The sequence below is a fragment of the Pseudomonas sp. G166 genome, from assembly GCF_037027455.2.
In the GTDB taxonomy this organism is placed as follows: Bacteria; Pseudomonadota; Gammaproteobacteria; order Pseudomonadales; family Pseudomonadaceae; genus Aquipseudomonas.
Genome location: NZ_CP146985.1, coordinates 5457941 through 5476248, shown reverse-complemented (window position 1 = coordinate 5476248; position 18308 = coordinate 5457941). Strand labels below are relative to the sequence as shown.

At 61.8% G+C, this 18308-nt stretch carries 13 protein-coding genes; 8 read left to right on the top strand and 5 right to left on the bottom strand.

Annotated features, from left to right (window positions below):
* The 8 genes from ftsW (at position 1) to lpxC (ending at position 9146) form a co-directional block, all read left to right on the top strand.
* The gene (gene ftsW, locus SGN16_RS24175; protein ID WP_176689625.1) at positions 1-1212 is read left to right on the top strand and encodes a putative lipid II flippase FtsW; all 1212 of its coding nucleotides are present in this window, start codon (positions 1-3) and stop codon (positions 1210-1212) included.
* On the top strand, positions 1202-2272 hold the full coding sequence (murG, locus tag SGN16_RS24170) for an undecaprenyldiphospho-muramoylpentapeptide beta-N-acetylglucosaminyltransferase (RefSeq protein WP_335945572.1): 1071 nt from the start codon (positions 1202-1204) through the stop codon (positions 2270-2272). Before ftsW ends, murG begins: the two co-directional genes overlap by 11 nt.
* Positions 2265-3725, top strand: a complete 1461-nt coding sequence (gene murC / locus SGN16_RS24165; protein WP_210640750.1) for a UDP-N-acetylmuramate--L-alanine ligase — start codon at positions 2265-2267, stop codon at positions 3723-3725. The genes murG and murC overlap by 8 nt, the downstream gene beginning before the upstream one ends.
* Entirely contained in the window at positions 3722-4687 is a 966-nt protein-coding gene (locus SGN16_RS24160; protein WP_210640748.1) for a D-alanine--D-alanine ligase, read from the top strand. The genes murC and SGN16_RS24160 overlap by 4 nt, the downstream gene beginning before the upstream one ends.
* Before the next feature lie 3 nt (positions 4688-4690).
* Positions 4691-5557, top strand: a complete 867-nt coding sequence (locus SGN16_RS24155) for a cell division protein FtsQ/DivIB (RefSeq protein WP_025215394.1) — start codon at positions 4691-4693, stop codon at positions 5555-5557.
* Between the two features lie 14 nt (positions 5558-5571).
* Entirely contained in the window at positions 5572-6831 is a 1260-nt protein-coding gene (gene ftsA / locus SGN16_RS24150; RefSeq protein WP_003178237.1) for a cell division protein FtsA, read from the top strand.
* A 97-nt stretch (positions 6832-6928) separates the two neighbouring features.
* Positions 6929-8122: a cell division protein FtsZ gene (gene ftsZ / locus SGN16_RS24145; protein WP_063324491.1), complete on the top strand. Its 1194-nt coding sequence runs from the start codon at positions 6929-6931 to the stop codon at positions 8120-8122.
* 112 nt (positions 8123-8234) lie between these two features.
* Positions 8235-9146 carry a UDP-3-O-acyl-N-acetylglucosamine deacetylase gene (gene lpxC, locus SGN16_RS24140; protein WP_030139673.1) on the top strand — a complete coding sequence of 304 codons (912 nt, stop codon included), beginning with the start codon at positions 8235-8237 and terminating at the stop codon, positions 9144-9146.
* 893 nt (positions 9147-10039) lie between these two features.
* Here the strand turns inward: lpxC and SGN16_RS24135 are convergent.
* The 5 genes from SGN16_RS24135 to SGN16_RS24115 form a co-directional block, all read right to left on the bottom strand.
* A complete protein-coding gene (locus tag SGN16_RS24135; protein WP_335945571.1) occupies positions 10040-11536 on the bottom strand; it encodes a diguanylate cyclase in 1497 nt (498 codons plus the stop codon).
* A 256-nt stretch (positions 11537-11792) separates the two neighbouring features.
* Positions 11793-13160, bottom strand: coding sequence for a heavy metal sensor histidine kinase (locus tag SGN16_RS24130; protein ID WP_210640744.1), 1368 nt, complete (start codon positions 13158-13160; stop codon positions 11793-11795).
* The gene (locus SGN16_RS24125) at positions 13147-13830 is read right to left on the bottom strand and encodes a heavy metal response regulator transcription factor (protein WP_210640742.1); all 684 of its coding nucleotides are present in this window, start codon (positions 13828-13830) and stop codon (positions 13147-13149) included. The genes SGN16_RS24130 and SGN16_RS24125 overlap by 14 nt, the downstream gene beginning before the upstream one ends.
* 9 nt (positions 13831-13839) lie before the next feature.
* Positions 13840-16953, bottom strand: a complete 3114-nt coding sequence (locus tag SGN16_RS24120; RefSeq protein WP_335945570.1) for a multidrug efflux RND transporter permease subunit — start codon at positions 16951-16953, stop codon at positions 13840-13842.
* Positions 16950-18107 carry an efflux RND transporter periplasmic adaptor subunit gene (locus SGN16_RS24115; RefSeq protein WP_335945569.1) on the bottom strand — a complete coding sequence of 386 codons (1158 nt, stop codon included), beginning with the start codon at positions 18105-18107 and terminating at the stop codon, positions 16950-16952. The genes SGN16_RS24120 and SGN16_RS24115 overlap by 4 nt, the downstream gene beginning before the upstream one ends.
* Positions 18108-18308 lie beyond the last annotated feature (201 nt).

Here is an 18308-nt window from a genome sequence, read left to right as displayed (position 1 = left end):
CTGATGAACATCATCAAGCCGTACCCGTCGCCGTTGATCACCGGGCGCGGCATCGACCTGGATTTCCCGATGCTCGCCGGTTGCCTGGCGCTGCTGGGCCTGGGTCTGGTGATGATCACGTCCGCGTCGTCGGAAGTGGCGGCCGTACAGTCAGGCAATACGCTTTACCACATGATCCGCCACCTGATTTACCTGGTGATCGGCTTGGGCGCGTGCATCGTCACCATGATGGTGCCGATCGCCACCTGGCAGCGCCTGGGCTGGATGATGCTGCTCGGTGCCTTCGGCCTGTTGGTGATGGTGCTGTTGCCTGGGATCGGCCGCGAGGTCAACGGCTCGATGCGCTGGATCGGTTTCAGCTTCTTCAACGTGCAGCCTTCGGAAATCGCCAAGGTCTTCGTGGTGATCTACCTCGCCGGTTACCTGGTGCGGCGCCAGAAAGAAGTACGTGAGAGCTGGATGGGCTTCTTCAAGCCATTCATCGTGTTGCTGCCGATGGCGGGCCTGCTGCTAATGGAGCCGGACTTCGGCGCCACGGTAGTGATGATGGGCGCGGCGGCGGCGATGCTGTTCCTCGGAGGCGTCGGGCTGTTCCGTTTCACCCTGATGGTCGCGCTGGCGGTTGCGGCGGTAACGGTGCTGGTGCAGGCGCAACCCTATCGGATGGCGCGCCTGATCACCTTTACCGACCCGTGGGCGGACCAGTTCGGTTCCGGCTATCAATTGACCCAGGCGCTGATCGCCTTCGGTCGCGGCGAATGGCTGGGCGTAGGCCTGGGCAACAGCGTACAGAAGCAGTTCTACCTGCCCGAAGCCCATACCGACTTCGTGTTCTCGGTCCTGGCCGAAGAACTGGGCGTCGTGGGCTCGTTGTGCACCGTGGCACTGTTCGTGTTCGTCTGCGTGCGTGGCATGTACATCGGCCTGTGGGCGGAGAAGGCCAAGCAGTTTTTTGCCGCGTACGTGGCGTATGGCCTGTCGTTCCTGTGGATCGGCCAGTTCCTGATCAACATCGGCGTGAACGTCGGCCTGTTGCCGACCAAGGGCCTTACGCTGCCGTTCCTCAGTTATGGCGGCAGTTCCCTGGTGATCTGCTGTGCCTGTCTCGGCTTGTTGCTGCGTATCGAATGGGAGAGTCGAACCCATTTGGGCAGTGAAGAGATGGAGTTCCAGGAGAGCGACTTCGCCGAGGAGCCGACTCATGGGCGCTAACGTGCTGATCATGGCCGGCGGTACCGGCGGACATGTGTTCCCGGCGCTGGCCTGTGCCCGGGAGTTCCAGGCGCGCGGCTACACCGTGCACTGGCTGGGAACGCCACGGGGTATCGAGAACGAACTGGTGCCTGGCGCGGGCCTGGAGCTGCACCGGATCGACGCCAGTGGCCTGCGCGGCAAAGGCAAGTTGTCGTTGCTCAAGGCACCGCTGATGCTGCTGCGGTCGGTCTGGCAGGCGCGAGCGATCATCCGTCGGTTGCAACCGATATGCGTAGTGGGGTTTGGCGGTTATGTGACCGGTCCTGGCGGTGTTGCGGCGAAATTGGCCGGTGTGCCGGTGATCGTTCACGAACAGAACGCCGTGGCCGGTACCGCCAATCGGTTACTGGTGCCGTTGGCCGCCCGGGTCTGTGAAGCCTTTCCCGACACCTTTACCCTGTCGGGCAGCCGCCGCACCACCGGTAATCCGGTGCGTACCGAGCTGTTCCTCGATACACCGCGCCCGGCCCTGGCCGGACGCAAGGCGCGTTTGCTGATCCTGGGCGGAAGCCTGGGGGCAGAACCGTTGAACAAATTGCTGCCCGAAGCCTTGTCGCAGGTCGCCCCCGAACTGCGCCCGGAAGTGTTTCACCAGGCCGGCAAAAACCACGATGAAGTGACCGCCGAGCGCTATCGCGCCGCAGGCGTGGAGGCGCAAGTGCAGCCTTTCATCAAAGACATGGCCCAAGCCTATGGCTGGGCCGACCTGGTGGTCTGCCGCGCTGGCGCGCTGACTGTCAGTGAACTGGCTGCCGCCGGTCTGCCCTCGATGCTGGTGCCTTTGCCCCACGCCATCGACGATCACCAGACCCGCAACGCCGATTATTTGGCCCGTGAAGGCGCTGCCTTCCTGATGCCGCAAAGAACGACTGGCGCCGCGGATCTTGCCGCGCGCCTGACAGAGGTTTTGATGCAGCCGCAAACACTCGAAGACATGGCCCGTGCCGCCCGCCGCCTGGCCAAACCCGATGCCACGGCCCAAGTGGTCGATACCTGCCTGGAGGTGGCCCATGGTTGAGAATCGCAAAGCCATGCCGCAACCGGAAATGCGCCGTATCCGCCGTATCCACTTCGTCGGTATCGGCGGCGTGGGCATGTGCGGGATCGCCGAAGTGTTGTTGAACCTGGGCTATGAAGTCTCTGGTTCCGACCTCAAAGCGTCCCCGGTGACCGAGCGCCTGGAGTCCTTCGGCGCCCACATCTTTATCGGTCACCGTGCCGAGAACGCCGCCAATGCCGACGTGTTGGTGGTCTCCAGTGCCGTGAACACCTCCAACCCGGAAGTCGCCACCGCCCTGGAACGCCGTATTCCCGTGGTGCCTCGGGCCGAGATGCTGGCCGAGCTGATGCGCTATCGACACGGCATCGCCGTCGCCGGTACCCATGGCAAAACCACCACCACCAGCCTGATCGCTTCGGTGTTCGCTGCCGGGGGCCTGGACCCGACCTTCGTGATCGGTGGGCGCCTGAATGCCGCGGGCACCAATGCCCAGCTGGGCACCAGCCGCTATCTGATCGCCGAAGCCGATGAGAGCGACGCAAGCTTCCTGCACTTGCAGCCGCTGGTGGCCGTGGTCACCAACATCGATGCCGACCACATGGCGACCTACGACGGTGACTTCAACAAACTGAAGAAAACCTTCGTCGAGTTCCTGCACAACCTGCCGTTCTACGGTTTGGCGGTGGTGTGCCTGGACGACCCGGTGGTGCGCGAAATCCTGCCACTGATCAAGCGCCCGACCGTGACCTACGGTTTTGGCGAAGAAGTCGACGTGCGCGCCATCAACGTGCGCCAGCAGGGCATGCAGACGTTCTTCACCGTGTTGCGTCCGGATCGCGAACCGTTGGACGTGTCAGTGAACATGCCCGGCAATCACAACGTGCTCAACGCCTTGGCGACCATTTGCATCGCCACCGACGAAGGTGTCAGCGATGAAGCCATCGTCCAGGGCCTGTCCGGGTTCCAGGGTGTGGGCCGACGCTTCCAGGTCTACGGCGAACTGCCGGTGGAAGGTGGCAACGTGATGCTGGTGGACGACTACGGCCATCACCCGACCGAAGTCGCGGCGGTGATCAAGGCTGTGCGTGGTGGCTGGCCGGATCGGCGCCTGGTGATGGTCTACCAGCCGCACCGCTACAGCCGCACCCGCGACCTGTACGACGATTTCGTCCAAGTGCTGGCCGACGCCAACGTACTGCTGCTGATGGAAGTCTATCCGGCCGGTGAAGAACCGATCCCCGGGGCCGACAGCCGTCAGTTGTGCCACAGCATCCGCCAGCGTGGCCAGTTGGACCCGATCTACATCGAGCGCGGCGTGGAGCTGGCGCCACTGGTCAAGCCGCTGTTGCGCGCTGGCGACATCCTGTTGTGCCAGGGTGCCGGTGACATCGGCGGCCTGGCCCCGAAACTGTTGAAAAGTCCGTTATTCGCCGGGGCAATCGTGGCTTCCAGCGAGGGGAAACTGAAATGACTGCTGCCTACGCCAACCTGGTCTCGACCCTCGAGCCGAAAGCCTTCGGCCGCGTTGCCGTATTGTTCGGCGGCAAGAGCGCCGAGCGCGAGGTGTCCCTCAAGTCCGGCAATGCCGTGCTGCAAGCCCTGCAAAGCGCCGGTGTCGACGCATTCGGCATCGACGTGGGCGACGACTTCCTGCAACGCCTGTTGAACGAAAAGATCGACCGCGCGTTCATCATCCTTCACGGCCGCGGCGGTGAAGACGGCAGCATGCAAGGCTTGCTCGAATGCCTGGGCATTCCCTACACCGGTAGCGGCATCCTGGCGTCTGCCCTGGCGATGGACAAGCTGCGCACCAAGCAGGTCTGGCACAGCCTCGGCATTCCGACGCCGCGTCACGCCGTGCTGGCGTGCGAGGCCGATTGTATTTCGGCGGCCACGGAACTGGGCTTCCCTTTGATCGTCAAACCGGCCCATGAAGGTTCAAGTATCGGCATGGCGAAAGTGAATTCGCTGCCTGAGTTGACCGCGGCATGGAAAGACGCCAGTTCCTACGATTCGCAAGTGTTGGTGGAACAGTGGATCAGTGGTCCCGAGTTCACCATCGCCACCCTGCGTGACCAGGTGTTGCCCCCGATTGCGCTGGGCACCCCGCACACGTTCTACGACTACGACGCCAAGTACGTCGCCAACGATACCCAGTACCGCATTCCCTGCGGGCTGGACGCCGCCAAGGAAAAAGAACTGATGGACCTCACGGCCAAGGCCTGTGAGGCGCTGGGTATCGCCGGCTGGGGTCGGGCGGACGTGATGCAGGACGCCGATGGGCAGTTCTGGTTCCTGGAAGTCAACACCGCCCCCGGCATGACCGATCACAGCCTGGTACCGATGGCGGCCCGCGCCGCCGGCCTGGATTTCCAGCAACTGGTGCTGTCGATCCTGGCCGCCAGTGTCGGCCATCAAGAGCCAAGAGGTTAAGCCATGCAAGGCGCATCGCTTCGTCATCAGCCATCCGCACCCGGTCGCAAGCCGGTGCCGCGGGGTGCCAGCCGGATGGTGGCCAAGGAGCCGATGTCGGCGCGTCTGCCGAAAGCCAATTTTGGCTTTCTCAAGAGCCTGTTCTGGCCAGTGCTGCTGGTGGCGTTGGGGTTCGGTACTTATGAAGGCGCCCAACGGCTGTTGCCTTACGCCGACCGGCCAATTGCCCGGATCAACGTCCAGGGCGACCTGAGCTACATCAGCCAGCAGGCGGTGCAGCAGCGGATCGCCCCGTTCGTGGCCTCGAGCTTCTTCACCATCGACCTGGCGGGCATGCGCACGGAGCTGGAACAGATGCCCTGGATCGCCCATGCCGAAGTCCGCCGGGTATGGCCCGACCAAGTGTCGATCCGCCTGGAAGAACAACTGCCGGTGGCCCGTTGGGGCGACGAGTCGTTGCTGAACAACCAGGGCCAGGCGTTTACGCCGCGGGAACTGGCCAACTATGAACATTTGCCACAACTGTTCGGCCCGCAGCGGGCCCAGCAGCAAGTGATGCAGCAGTACCAGGTGTTGAGTCAGATGTTGCGGCCACTGGGCTTCTCCATCGCGCGCCTGGAGTTGCGTGAGCGCGGCAGCTGGTTCCTGACCACTGGCGCGGGCAGCTCGGGCCCGGGCATCGAGCTGTTGCTCGGTCGCGGCAACCTGGTGGAAAAGATGCGCCGTTTCATCGCCATCTATGACAAGACGCTTAAAGAACAGATTACGAACATTGCGCGCATCGATCTGCGCTACGCCAACGGCCTGGCTGTTGGCTGGCGGGAACCTGTAGCGCCCACGACGGCCGCACCCGCCGTCGCGAAGAATTAAGAAGAGGCAGGACCATGGCAAACGTGCAAAGCGGAAAAATGATCGTCGGTCTGGATATCGGCACTTCCAAGGTGGTAGCGCTGGTAGGCGAGGTCGCGGACGACGGCACGCTGGTCATCGTCGGGATCGGTACCCACCCGTCCCGTGGCTTGAAAAAAGGCGTGGTGGTGAACATCGAGTCCACCGTGCAATCGATCCAGCGCGCCATCGAAGAAGCGCAGCTGATGGCCGGTTGCCGGATCCACTCGGCGTTCGTTGGCGTGGCGGGTAATCACATCCGCAGCCTGAATTCCCACGGCATCGTGGCGATCCGTGATCGCGAAGTCAGCTCCGCCGACCTCGAGCGTGTACTCGACGCGGCCCAGGCCGTGGCGATCCCGGCCGACCAGCGGGTGCTGCACACCCTGCCGCAGGATTACGTGATCGATAACCAGGAGGGCGTTCGCGAGCCCCTGGGCATGTCCGGCGTGCGCTTGGAAGCCAAGGTCCACGTGGTCACCTGCGCAGTGAATGCAGCGCAGAACATCGAAAAGTGCGTGCGCCGCTGCGGCCTGGAAATCGACGACATCATCCTCGAGCAACTGGCCTCGGCCTACTCGGTGCTGACCGACGACGAGAAAGAGCTGGGCGTGTGCCTGGTGGACATCGGCGGCGGTACCACCGACATCGCGATCTTCACCGAAGGCGCCATTCGCCATACGGCGGTGATCCCGATTGCCGGTGACCAGGTGACCAACGACATCGCCATGGCGTTGCGCACTCCGACCCAATACGCGGAGGAAATCAAGATCCGCTACGCCTGCGCCCTGGCGAAACTGGCCGGTGCCGGTGAAACCATCAAGGTGCCAAGCGTTGGCGACCGTCCACCGCGCGAGCTGTCGCGCCAGGCCCTGGCCGAAGTGGTCGAGCCGCGTTACGACGAGCTGTTTACGCTGATCCAGGCCGAACTGCGCCGCAGTGGCTACGAAGACCTGATCCCGGCCGGCATCGTGCTGACCGGCGGTACCTCGAAGATGGAAGGCGCGGTCGAACTGGCCGAAGAGATCTTCCACATGCCAGTGCGCCTGGGCGTGCCCCATGGCGTCAAGGGCCTGGATGACGTGGTCCGCAACCCGATTTATTCCACCGGCGTGGGCCTGTTGATGTACGGCCTGCAGAAGCAGTCCGACGGGATTTCGTTCTCGGGCATCGGCAGCCGCGACAGTTATAGCAATGACGAGCCGAAGGCGCCGCTGTTCGAGCGGCTCCAGGCTTGGGTCAAAGGCAATTTTTAAACCAGATTCAAAGCTTCACGCGGCAAGCCCGGCTTGGCGCAGGAAGATGCAGCAAACGCAGTAGGCGAAAAAACTAGAGAATGAAAGGAGAGGGAAAATGTTCGAACTCGTAGACAACATCCCCGCTAGCCCGGTTATCAAAGTAATCGGTGTCGGCGGTGGCGGCGGCAACGCTGTCAACCACATGGTCAAGAGCAACATCGAAGGCGTCGAATTCATTTGCGCCAACACTGATGCCCAGGCGCTGAAATCCATCGGCGCGCGGACCATCCTGCAACTGGGCACTGGCGTGACCAAAGGCCTGGGCGCCGGCGCCAACCCTGAAGTCGGTCGTCAGGCCGCTCTCGAAGACCGTGAGCGCATTGCTGAAGTCCTGCAAGGCACCAACATGGTGTTCATCACCACGGGCATGGGCGGCGGTACCGGTACCGGTGCGGCGCCAATCATTGCCGAAGTGGCCAAGGAAATGGGGATCCTCACCGTTGCGGTGGTGACTCGTCCGTTCCCGTTCGAAGGCCGCAAGCGCATGCAGATCGCCGACGAAGGTATCCGTCTGCTGTCTGAAAGCGTCGACTCGTTGATCACCATCCCTAACGAGAAGCTGCTGACCATCCTCGGTAAAGACGCAAGCCTCTTGTCGGCTTTCGCCAAGGCCGATGACGTACTGGCCGGTGCCGTTCGCGGTATCTCCGACATCATCAAGCGTCCGGGCATGATCAACGTCGACTTTGCCGACGTACGGACTGTCATGAGCGAAATGGGCATGGCGATGATGGGCACTGGCTGCGCCAGCGGTCCGAACCGTGCACGCGAGGCCACCGAAGCGGCCATTCGCAACCCGTTGCTCGAAGATGTGAACCTGCAAGGTGCACGCGGCATCCTGGTGAACATCACCGCCGGTCCTGACCTGTCCCTGGGTGAGTACTCCGACGTGGGTAGCATCATCGAAGCCTTCGCTTCCGAGCACGCGATGGTCAAGGTCGGTACTGTTATCGATCCGGACATGCGCGACGAGTTGCACGTCACCGTGGTTGCCACTGGTCTGGGCGCGAAAATCGAGAAACCTGTGAAGGTCATCGACAATACCGTTCACACTTCCATGGCTTCGCAACCGCAACAACAAGTGTCTGCCCGTCAGGAAGCGCCTGCGGTGAACTACCGTGACCTGGACCGTCCGACCGTCATGCGCAACCAGGCCCAGGCCGGTACTGCGACTGCCGCGAAGATGAATCCGCAAGACGATCTGGATTACCTGGACATCCCGGCATTCCTGCGTCGTCAGGCCGATTGATGAAATGTATCAGGGGGATACGGGTGATTGGTGTTCAGCAAAGGTCTGGTCTGCTATCATCGCCAGCCTTTGTTGATACCAGTTCGCAATTTGCGCTGAAGCGGCCCATGCCATGATTAAACAACGCACCCTGAAGAATATTATCCGTGCCACAGGTGTCGGCTTGCACTCCGGCGAGAAGGTCTACCTGACCCTCAAGCCCGCGCCTGTCGATACCGGCATCGTGTTTTGTCGTGCCGACCTCGACCCTGTGGTGCAGATTCCTGCTCGCGCGGAAAACGTTGGTGAAACCACTATGTCGACCACGTTGGTCAACGGTGACACCAAAGTGGACACGGTGGAGCATTTGCTCTCGGCCATGGCTGGCCTGGGCATCGATAACGCCTACGTCGAGCTCTCCGCGTCCGAAGTCCCGATCATGGATGGCAGTGCCGGACCCTTCGTATTCCTGATTCAATCGGCTGGCCTGGAAGAGCAGGACGCCGCCAAGAAGTTCATCCGCATCCTGCGGGAAGTGACAGTTGAAGACGGCGACAAGCGCGCCACTTTCGTCCCTTTCGAAGGTTTCAAGGTGAGCTTCGAGATCGATTTCGATCACCCGGTTTTCCGTGACCGCACCCAGAGTGCAAGCGTGGATTTTTCCAGCACTTCGTTCGTAAAAGAAGTCAGCCGCGCCCGTACCTTTGGTTTCATGAGTGACATCGAGTACCTGCGCAAGCACAACCTCGCACTCGGCGGCAGTGTTGAAAACGCGATCGTGGTTGATTCCGACGGTGTGCTGAACGAAGACGGCCTTCGTTATGAAGACGAATTCGTCAAGCACAAGATCCTCGATGCAATCGGCGACCTCTACCTGCTGGGCAATAGCCTGATTGGTGAGTTCAAGGGCTTCAAGTCCGGCCATGCGCTGAACAACCAGCTGCTGCGCAAGTTGATTGAGCAGAAAGATGCTTGGGAAGTCGTGACGTTCGAAGATGCCAGCACCGCACCAATCTCTTACATGCGTCCTGTAGCGGCCGTGTAAGCAAAAAACCTCTCTAGTTTTTTAAGGGCTGCCTTTGGGTGGCCTTTTTTTATGGCTGCTTTCTGGGGCGTCTGTGGCGATAGGGGGTAATGCTGTTTTTTTGGGTTGGGTTGGTTGGGGTACATATCCGTTGCTGCGGTAACGGCGGCTTATGGTTCCGCCCTTACGGCGGCTCACTTTTGAGAAGCGCAAAAGTAAGCAAAACGCTTCATGCCCCACCACTCGGTGCCTCGCTTCGGCTCGGCATGCCCTCACTCCGGCATTGCTCCGTGGGCCCGCCGCGAAGGACCATCCATGGTCCAGCGCGGCTATCCCGGCATCCATGCCGGGATGCCCACTGCGCAATACCTGCGTTCGGCCATCGTGGTTAACGGGGCGCCGAGATCAACGTCCGCCGCGAGGCGGCCTGACAGCCGGCCTGGTTCTTGCGGGCGGTGTACACCAATCAGAGCTGTTTGGGCTGGACCTGTGGGAGCAAGCTCGCTCCCACTGGTTTTTGTGTCGTTTGCAGTGCTGTGAACACCGACTAACCCCTGTGGGAGCGAGCTTGCTCGCGATAGCGGTGGTTCAGACACAGATGCTCCTGCTTGTGCCCCGCTTTTGCTTTTGCTCTGCTTTTGATTTTGATCTCGGTGCCCCGTTAAACCACGCTAGCCGAACGCAGGCATTGCGCAGTGGGCACCTCGGCATGGATGCCGAGGCGAGACACCGAGTGGTGGGGTAAAGCGGTTTTGGTGACTTTTGGCTGGTCCGGCATTCCAGCTCTTCCAAAAGTGACCCGCTGTAAGAGCGGAACCGCCAGTGGCCGTTACCGCAGAAATGGATATACACACTACCCCAAATCGGTCGAATTGAAGATTCACAGCAGCATTAGCCACAGAGGCGAAGGAACATTACATCGCACAAACCACACGATTACGCCCACTGGCCTTGGCCTGATACAGCGCCTTGTCAGCGGCGAACATGAGTTGTTCGAGTTCGCCATACGGCCCTTTGGCCCAAGTGGCGATGCCGATGCTGACCGTCATGGGAGCATCACCATCGAGGGCGGGTGGCAATTGCTCCACCGCTTCGCGAATGTTCTGGGCCATGGTAAAGGCTCCGGCGGTGGTGGTTTCCGGCAGTACCACCGAGAACTCCTCACCGCCGTAGCGCGCTGCCAGGTCGGCCGGTCGGCGGACGTGCCTGCTGATCAACTGCGCCAGGGTGCGCAAGGCCTCGTCACCGCGTTGATGGCCAAGACGATCGTTGAAGGCCTTGAAGTGATCGGCATCGATCATCATGACTGACAGTGGTTGACCGGAGCGCTGGGCGCGCAGCCATTCCTGTTGCAGCGTATCGTCCAGGGTCCGGCGGTTGGCCAGGCCCGTCAGCGAATCGATGGATGCCAATTGGGCCAGTTCCCGCTCAGCGGCGTGGCGGCGCCGCAGTTCGTGGCGCAGCAGCCAGGTGAGCCAGAGTAGACCGATGCACAGTGCGCCTGTAGCGCCGCTGACCAGCAGCGCCGTACGTTGCCACGAAGCAAAAACTTCCTGGGCCGAGAGCGCGACCACAACGATCAACGGCAAGTCGCCTACCTGGGAAAAGGTGTACAGGCGCTGCGTCTGGTCCTGGCCAGACAGGCTGGTGAAACTGCCATTGCCTTCGCGCAGGATGCGCACGAAGTTCGGTCGGTTACTGAAGTCCCTGCCTGTCAGGTCTTCGGCCAAGGGCGGTTCTTGGGCCAATAGAATACCGTCTCGGCTGACCAGGTTGACCGTGCCGCCATGACCGATGTTCAGGCTCTTGAACAATTGGTTGAAGTAGTTCAAGCGCATCGCCGCCTCGGCAACGCCTATGAATTCGCCCCGTTCATCGCTCAGTCGACGACTGAAACTGATGCGCCAGTCCTGCGCGTGACTTCTGGACCGAAACGGGCGGCTGATCATCATGTCCAGGCTCGGGTCTTGGACGTGGGATTGGAAATACTCCCGGTCGGCGTAATTGCCTTTGCGCGGTTCGATCGAGGCGGAGTCGGCGACCACGTCGCCATGCTTGTCGAGCAGCAGGATGTCACCCTTGTAGGGCGCGGCGGTGGCGCGGTCGAACAGCGCCAGATGGCGAATCGTCGGCGAAACGTCTTTCAGGTCGTCGCGTTTGGCAGCGGCGACCAGACCTTGCAGCGACAGATCGTAGAGCTCCACATTGCGCAGTACATCGGCGTCGATAAGTTGCACGATATTGGTCGCCGCACGTGTCGCTGCCTGCTGGGCGGCGGCATGTTCGCGGATCAGCAGAAAAGTCACGATGCTCAGGATGGCAATGACAACCAGCGAGCTGGCCAGTACGAGTACCCGCTCCGAACGTATCGAAAACGGGGTGTTGCCGGGTGTCGCACTGCTCGCGCTCATGGTTCCGATGTCTGTAGTGTCATGTGGCTGGGATCCGTCCCAAAGGATGCATCACGGGCAATGAACCAGATGCTGGCCTTTTGCTGATTGTGCTTGGATCGGAGGGAGTGGGCAATCGGTGTTCGCGTTATAACTGTAGGCGCCGAGGCAGGCTGGGGCCGCATCCTGATGCTCTTTTTATTTTGATCCAGTTGGCTTTCGCCCAGCATTCAATGGCCTGGAAAGATCGCATGAATGCGGTGCCGGCTTTCGGGGGTCAGGCTGGCAAACGGATCCCGAAGGTATTGACGCCCCGGTCACTGCGCACGAACACATCCCCTCCATGCATCAGTGCAATGGCCTTGACGATGGCCAGTCCCAATCCGTGGTTGGCGCCACTGTTGCTGCGGGAGGCATCGACCCGATAGAAGCGTTCGAACAGGCGCGGCAAGTGCTCGTCGGCAATCGGCTCGCCGGGGTTGGTGACGCCGAGACTGATCTGGTCGCCAAGGGCTTCGATGCGCACCTCGATCAATTGCCCTGGCGCGGTGTGCTGTACGGCGTTGCTCAGCAGGTTGATCAACGCCCTGCGCAGATGGGCTATCTCGATGTTGGCCTGGGCGTCGCCGCTGACCCGGACCTGGACCTGGGCGTCTTCGAGGATGAAGTCCAGGTAGTCGAGGGTGGTTGCCACTTCACCGGCCAGTGAGGCACTGGTCAACTTGGTGGCTTTGCTGCCCTGGTCTGCACTGGCCAGGAACAACATATCGTTGATGATCGAACGCAGCCGCTCCAACTCCTCGAGGTTTGATTGCAGCACTTCGAAGTAATGCTCGGCCGAGCGCCCACGGGTCAAGGCTACCTGGGTCTGGCCGATCAGGTTGGTCAGAGGCGAGCGCAGTTCATGGGCGACGTCGGCGTTGAATGACTCCAGTCGCGAATACGCCTGTTCGACCCGGTCGAGGGTGGCGTTGAAGGAACTGACGAACTGACTGAGTTCCGGTGGCAGCGGTGACAGCCGCAAGCGCCCGGACAGGCGGGGCGGGGTCAGGCGCCGGGCTTCATCGGACAGCTTGATCAATGGTTTGAGGCCAATGCGCGCCACCCAGTAGCCCAACAGGGAGGCCAGTAGGACGCCGACAATCGCCAGGCTCACCAGTGCCACCAGCAGACGATGCTGGGTCTGGTAGAACGTCTCGGTGTCGATGCCGATCATGAAGCGTAGCGGTGGACGTTGGTCCTTGGCCGGGAACTGGCTCACCAGCACTTTCATCGGGTAGTGCCGATGGGGCAGCTTCAAGTCGCGTTTGCCCAATGGTCCTTCGGCAAAGGTGCGGATCTGCGGATCGAGGGCACCATATTCAAAGCGCGGATCGCCGCTGACGATCCAGAAATGGATGCGTTTGTCTTCCTCACCCAGCAGCCGCAGTTTGTTATTGATCTTCACCCAATGCTCGGGCGTGCCATAACGGCCAACTGTCGATTCGAGCACGCTGTAGCGGGCGTCGAGTTCGGCCTCGGGCAACAGGCCCAGACCCTTTGCAACCTGCTGGTACAAGGCACCGCCGATCAACAGGAACACCAGCGCCGCCACCAGCGTGAACAGGCCACTCAGGCGCAAGGCGATGCTGTTAGGCAAGGTCATCGCTTCGACTCTCCAGTACATAGCCCATCCCACGAATGGTGTGCAGCAACTTTTGTTCGAACGGCCCATCGAGCTTGGCCCGCAGACGTTTGATCGCCACTTCCACCACGTTGGCGTCGCTGTCGAAGTTGATGTCCCAGACCATTTCGGCGATGGCGGTTTTCGAAAGTATTTCACCCTGGCGGCGGGCCAGGACGCTGAGCAGGGAAAACTCCTTGGCCGTCAGGTCCAGGCGTTGACCCGCTCGCGTGGCTTTGCGGCTGATCAGGTCGATCCACAGGTCGGCGATACTCACCTGTACCGGTTCATGGCCGCCGCTGCGACGGGTCAGGGCTTGCAGGCGGGCCACCAGCTCCAGGAAGGAGAAGGGTTTGCCCAGGTAGTCGTCGGCGCCGTCGCGCAGGCCCTTGATGCGGTCTTCGACCCGCTCCCGAGCGGTGAGCATGATCACCGGTGTCTGCTTGCGGGCCCGCAGCGCCCGCAGCACGCCGAAACCGTCCAGGCCCGGCAGCATCACGTCGAGCACGATCACGGCGTAGTCGCTTTCCAGGGCCAGGTGCAGTCCCTCAATGCCGTCCCGTGCGACGTCCACGGTGTAGCCCTGTTCGGTCAGGCCGCGATGCAGGTAATCCGCGGTTTTTTCTTCGTCTTCGATGATCAGAACGCGCATGGCCCCGCCTCAGTCTGTGCTCGCCAGCGCCGCTGCCGGCGCAACCCCTGGCTGATGGGGCGGCCGATGGAACAGTCGCTCCAGCCACAAGTATATGATCGGTGTGGTGAACAGCGTCAGCGCCTGGCTCACCAGCAGGCCGCCCACCACCGCGATGCCCAGGGGCTGGCGCAGCTCCGCGCCAGGGCCATAGCCGAGCATCAACGGCAGGGCGCCGAGCAGGGCGGCCAGGGTGGTCATCATGATCGGCCGGAACCTGGTCAGGCAGGCCTGGAAAATCGCTTCCTGGGGCGTCAGCCCGCCTTTGCGCTGGGCGTCGAGGGCAAAGTCGATCATCAGGATGCCGTTCTTCTTGACGATCCCTATCAGCAGTACCAAACCGATCAGCGCCATGATCGAGAAGTCCTGGCCCAACAGCCACAGCATGATCAGTGCGCCGAGGCCGGCCGAGGGCAGGGTGGAGATGATCGTCAACGGGTGCACGAAACTCTCATAGAGCACACCGAGGATGATGTAAACCGCCACCAATGCGGCGAGGATCAGCCACGGCTGGCTGGCCAGGGAACTCTGGAATGCCTGGGCGGCGCCTTGGAAGCTACCGGCGATGGCGGCCGGCATGCCGATCTCGTTCTTGGCCTGGTCGAGCATGCGCACCGCATCTCCCAGGGCCACGCCTGGCGCCAGGTTGAACGACAGGTTGGCGGCCGGGAACATGCCGTCGTGGGCGATGGAGAGCGGGCCGTTGCTCGGAGGATCGAAGCGCGCCAGGGCTGAGAGCGGCACCATTTCCCCGCTCAGCGGCGAGCGCAGGTAGAAATACGCCAGGCTCTCGGCCTTGCCCCGTTGTGCGGTATCGAGCTCCAGGATCACGTTGTACTGGTTGGTCTCGGTCTGGAATTCGTTGATCTGCCGCTGGCCGAAGGCGTCGTACAGGGCCTGGTCGACGTCGCTGGCGGTGAGGCCGAAGCGCGCCGCCGCGCTGCGGTCGATGTTGATGTGGGTGATGCTGCCGCCCAATTGCAGGTCATTGGAAATATCGCGGAATGCCGGGTTGCCGCGCAGTTTGTCGGTGAGTTTTTGCGTCCAGGCGTTGAGGCTCGGCCCGTCGTTGCTCTTGAGTACATATTGATATTGGGCGCGGCTGGGGCCTGAGCTGAGGTTGATGTCCTGCCCGGCCCTGAGGTATAGCACCACGCCGGGGATTTTCAGCAGTTTGGGGCGTATCCGGTCGATGAACCCGCTGGCCGACACATCCCGCTCGCCCCGAGGCTTGAGGGCGATCCAGAAGCGGCCGTTGGCGATGGTCTGGTTGTTGCCCGAGACGCCGACGGAATGGGAAAAGGTCTGCACCGCCGGGTCGGCGGCAACGATTTCGGCCAGGGCCTTGTGCTTGGCCACCATGTCCGGGAATGACACATCGGCGGCGGCTTCGCTGGTGCCCAGCACCAGGCCGGTGTCCTGTACCGGGAAGAACCCCTTGGGGATGAACACGTAGCCCACCACGGCCAGCGCCAGGGTCAGACCGAACACGCCGATCATCAGCTTCTGATGAGCCAGGGCCCGACGCAGACCCCGTTCATACCAGCCCAGCAGACGTTCGCCGAACCCGGTCTTGCCATGGGCATGATGCACCGGGGCGCGCATGAACAGCGCGGCCAGTGTCGGCGCCAGGGTCAGCGATACCACCACCGAAATCAGGATGGTCGAGGTGGCGGTCAGGGCGAACTCCTTGAACAGCCGTCCGACCACGCCGCCCATGAACAGCAACGGAATGAACGCGGCGATCAGCGAGAAGCTGATGGAGATCACTGTAAAACCGATTTCGCCGGCGCCCTTGATCGCCGCTTCGCGCATGTCGTCGCCGGCTTCCAGGTGGCGGTGGATGTTCTCCACCACCACGATTGCATCGTCCACCACGAACCCCACCGAAATGACGATGGCCACCAATGTGAGATTGTTCAGGCTGAAGCCCATCACATACATCAGGGCGAAGCTGGCGGTCAGCGACACCCCCAGCACCGCCGAAACAATCAGGGTCGCGGACAACTGGCGCAGGAACAGCGCCATCACCGCCACCACCAGTAGCACAGCGATCAGCAAGGTGATTTCCACTTCGTGCAGAGAGGCGCGAATGGTCTGGGTACGGTCGATCAGCACCTTGACCTGTACAGCGGCAGGCAGCATCGCTTGCAGGGTCGGCAAGGCTGCCTGGACGCGGTCGACGGTCTCGACGATGTTCGCTCCGGGTTGCCGGAAGATCACCAGGTTGACCCCGGGCTCGTTGTCGGACCAGGCCTGGACGTAGGCGTTTTCCGAACCGTTGATCACCTTGGCGATGTCCTTGAGGTGAACCGGTGCCCCGTTCTTGTAGGACACAATCAACTCACCGTATTCCTCAGGTTGGAACAACTGGTCGTTGGTGGACAGGGTGGAAACACTTGAGTCGCCGTACAGGGCGCCCTTAGCCAGGTTAAGGCTGGCTTGCTGGAGCGCCACGCGGATATCCGCCAGGGTCAGGCCGATGGCGGCGAGCCGGTCAGCGGAGGCCTGGACGCGGATTGCCGGTCGTTGCTGGCCGGTGATGTAGATTTGTCCTACGCCGTCGATCTGACTGATCTGACGGGCCAGCAGGGTTTCGACGTAGTCGCTCAGTTCGGTGCCCGGCATCAGGCTGGAGCTGATGCTGAGGATCAGCACCGGGCTGTCGGCCGGGTTGACCTTGCGCCAGGTGGGCAGGTTCGGCATGTCATTGGGCAGTTTTCCAGCGGCGGTGTTGATGGCCGCCTGGACTTCCTGGGCCGCGGTGTCGATGCTTTTATCGAGGCTGAATTGCAGGATCAGGTTGGTCGAGCCCAAGGCGCTGCTGGAGGTCATCTGGGTGATGCCGGGGATGGCACTGAATTGCACCTCCAGCGGCGTCGCCACAGATGAAGCCATTGTCTCGGGGCTGGCACCGGGCAACTGGGCGTTGACCTGGATCGTCGGGAATTCCGCCTCCGGCAACGGCGCAACTGGTAGCCGGGGAAAAGCGATAAAACCCAGCAGTACCACGGCGAACGTCAGCAGCACCGTGGCGATGGGGTGGTCGATGCACCAGGCTGAGATCGAACCCCGGCCCTTCATGGCTGCGGCTCCGAAGACTTGGCCACGGCCGGCGGATCACTGAGCACCTGGATACTGGCCCCCGGCTTGAGCCTCGACTGACCGTCGCTCACCAATTGATCGCCAGCGTTCACGCCTTTGATGATGTGCATGCCGCTGTCCTGATAAACCATCACCACCGGCACGCTTTCGACCTTGTCGCCGTTGACCCGATAGACGAAGTGCTGCTCCAGGCCCCGTTGGACCACCGTCGGGGGGACCACTAGGGCGTCCTTTTCGATGGCGGTCTGGATTTTCAGGGTCACCAACTGCCCGGGCCAGAGCCGTTGCGCGGCGTTGTTGAATTCAGCCTTGGCCCGCAAGGTTCCGGTGTTGGTGTTGATCTGGTTGTCGATGAGGCTCAACCGCCCCTCGCCGAGCAGCTCCCCGGGGGCGCCATCGGCGCCGATATAGGCCTTGACCAAGGCTTGCTCGGGTGCGGCGATCAACCGTTGCAAGGTGGGCAGCATTTGCTGGGGCAGGGAGAACTCCACGGCGATCGGATCGATCTGGGTCACGGTGAACAAACCTTCGGTGTCGCTGGTGCGCAGGAAGTTGCCTTCGTCCACGTTGCGAATGCCGACGCGACCGCTCACGGGGGAGCGGATCTGGGTGTAGGACAATTGCACCTGCGCCGAATCGATGGCCGCCTGATTGCCCTGGGCCGTGGCCTTGAGCTGATTGACCAGTGCCTGTTGCTGGTCATAGGTCTGTTTCGAGACGCCGTCATCGACACTGAGCAATTTGTAGCGCTTGAGATTGACCTGGGCCACTGCCAGTTGCGCCTGGCTCTCGCCGAGCTGGGCCCGGGCCTGGTCGAGGCTGGCGCGGATGGAGCGGTCGTCGATGGTCGCCAGCAGGTCACCCTTCCTGACCAGTTGCCCTTCCTTGACCATCAGCTTGGTGAGGATGCCATCGATCTGGGGGCGGATCACCACGCTGTGCAGTGACAGCACCGTGCCGATACCGCTGGCAAAGCGTGGCACATCCTTTTGCACCACGCTGACGACCCTTACCGGAACGGCGGCGGGAGCACCGGGCTTGGCGGTGACAGGCTTCATGACATACCAGAGGACGAGGGCCGCCAGGGCGACCAGGAGCGCGACGAACAGGACGGTTTTTTTCTGGATGTGCATGGATGCGAAGAGCCGGTTCAGGACGGAGGGATTTCTATCATTCTTATATAGCGTTGCGAGACGGTCAGGAAGGTGACGCCCAACTGACAGGCTTGTCAGTTTTGTCCCCGATGGCTGTCAGACCAGTGGTGACGCTGATCGAATCTGCCCTGCGCGCCCCGATGGCGGGCAGGTATACTGCCGCCTTTCGCGGCTCGCTCT